At 60.9% G+C, this 2,166-nt stretch carries 1 protein-coding gene; it reads right to left on the reverse strand.

The window, feature by feature from the left end; translation table 11 throughout:
• Positions 1–48 precede the first annotated feature (48 nt).
• Positions 49–2,046 (reverse strand): asparagine synthase (glutamine-hydrolyzing), encoded by a 1,998-nt coding sequence (gene asnB, locus EOC06_RS11560; protein ID WP_128307788.1) that lies wholly within the window; start codon positions 2,044–2,046, stop codon positions 49–51.
• Positions 2,047–2,166: the final 120 nt, after the last annotated feature.

A 2,166-nucleotide genomic window follows, 5' to 3' on the forward strand; every position in this document is an offset into this window, starting at 1 on the left:
TGATTGACCCGTGGCAGCTGGATCGGGCTGATTGCGGAACCTACCATCTTACACTCCTGCCAGGTCGAGTTCATGAGTTGGGCCGGTTTGCTGTGCTTGCCGATTGGCCTTGCTCCGCCAGGCCTGGAACATCAACGCGGACCACAATTCGCGCGAGCGGTTCTGGCCATCAATGTGATCGCGCCAGCAGGCGTCGATCTTCGCGGTGTCCAATACGTCACTGCTTTCGGTTCGCATGTCGGCGAGAAGATCGGTGGCCCAGTTGCGCAGCGGACCCCGCAGCCATCCAGCAATAGGGACATCGAAGCCTTGTTTCGGACGCTCGATCAGGTGCTGCGGGAGATAGCGGCGTAGCAATTGGCGAAGGATCCATTTGCCGGCGCCATCACGAACTTTCATGTTGGATGGCAGCCGCCAGGAGAATTCGACAACGCGGTGGTCAAGGAGAGGACACCGACCCTCAAGGCTGTTGGCCATGGTGGCACGGTCCAGCTTCACCAAGATGTCGCCAGGCAAGTAGCCCGCCATGTCATCGTAGAGAAGACGGGAGAGCAGGTCGTCAAGCGGCGGATCGCCGTAGCCGTAGGCTGGTTCGGTCGGCCGCTGATATCCCAGGTTTTCAGCCTGTGGCCGCGCCAGCCGCTGAAACAATTCGTCTTCATTCGACGCCGTGAGCAGCCGGGCGAGGCGTTCCATTCGGTCGCTCCGGATAAAATGCCTCGCGCTCGCAGAGAGCGGCAGTTTGCCAACGACATCGTCACGTCCGGCGCGTGCGAAAAAACCTGCTCCTGCCGCCAAGGTTCGGCGCAGTTGTCGGGGCAGGCGCAGGTGTCGTTTCAGCCGCTCCGCCATGAAGTGGCGGCCGTATCCTGCGAAGCACTCGTCACCACCGTCGCCCGACAGCGCTACGGTGACGTGCTGACGAGCGAGCTTGGCAACAAGCAAGGTCGGTATTTGCGATTCATCGGCGAAGGGTTCATCCCAGACCTGGGGCAACTCGGGAATGACGTCACGTGCGGCGCTTGGCGAGAGGTGAAGTTCGGAGTGGTCGGTACCCAGATGACGGGCAATGGCCGCTGCGTATGGAGCTTCATCAAAGCCGCCCTCCGCGAATGAGATCGTGAAGCTGCGAACCGGCTTGCAGGATTGGGCCTGCATCAAGGCGATCACGGCTGAGCTGTCGATCCCGCCCGACAGGAAGCCGCCCAGAGGCACGTCGGCGATCATGCGTTCCCGCACAGCCAGCCGAAGCCGGTTGTCCAGTTCGTCAATGAGGTCTTCGTCCGTGCCGATGACGGGGTTCCGTCGCCCATCGGCAGCGACGTCAGCCAGCGACCACCAGCGGTGAACGCTTTGGGAAAGACGGTCCGCGCTGCGGTCTTCGGCAAAATTCGCCGCCGTGACGGAAAGGACGGAACCAGGCGGCAGTTTGAATACGCTTCGCCAGATGCAGCGATGGTCCGGCACCCATCCCGTCGAAAGCATTGCCGCGGCGGCATCAAGATCAAGGTCGGGAGAAAAGCCCTGAAAGCAATTGATCGCCTTCAGCTCAGAGGCGAAAACCAGCGCATCTCGGATCGATGCGACATAGAGGGGCTTTTTGCCCATTCTGTCGCGGGCCAGATGCAGGGTTCTTGTCTTGAGATCCCACAATGCGAAGACGAACATCCCGGCAAAGCGATTGAGGGCGGCCTCAAGCCCCCAATGCTCGATTGCGCACAGCATCACTTCGGTGTCGCTGGCGCCTTGAAAGGTTTGGCCCGCACTCTCGAGTTCGCAACGCAAGTCGCGAAAATTGTATATCTCACCGTTGAAGGTGATCACGTACCGACCGCTGGCGGAATGCATCGGCTGGTGCCCGGCGGCTGACAGATCGACAATTGCCAACCGCCTGTGGCCCAGTGCGATTCCAGCTTCGCGGTCGATCCAGAGCCCCTCGCCGTCCGGCCCCCGGTGACGCAGCGATGCAGTCATCCGCCCGATCGCTCCGAGCGGCTTTATGTCCGCGGCGTCGGAAGCCAATAGAATTCCCGCGATCCCACACATTAGGACACCCTCGGTTCAGCAAGCTGCCGCCGAAGTGCGGTCGGATTTCCGGCAACGAGGCAGAAAGCCAGAGAAAACCACACGATCGGATGGCGGATGATCAGATGAGGCATGCTGAAG

It is taken from the genome of Mesorhizobium sp. M7A.F.Ca.MR.362.00.0.0 (assembly GCF_004023175.1).
Lineage (GTDB): Bacteria > Pseudomonadota > Alphaproteobacteria > Rhizobiales > Rhizobiaceae > Mesorhizobium.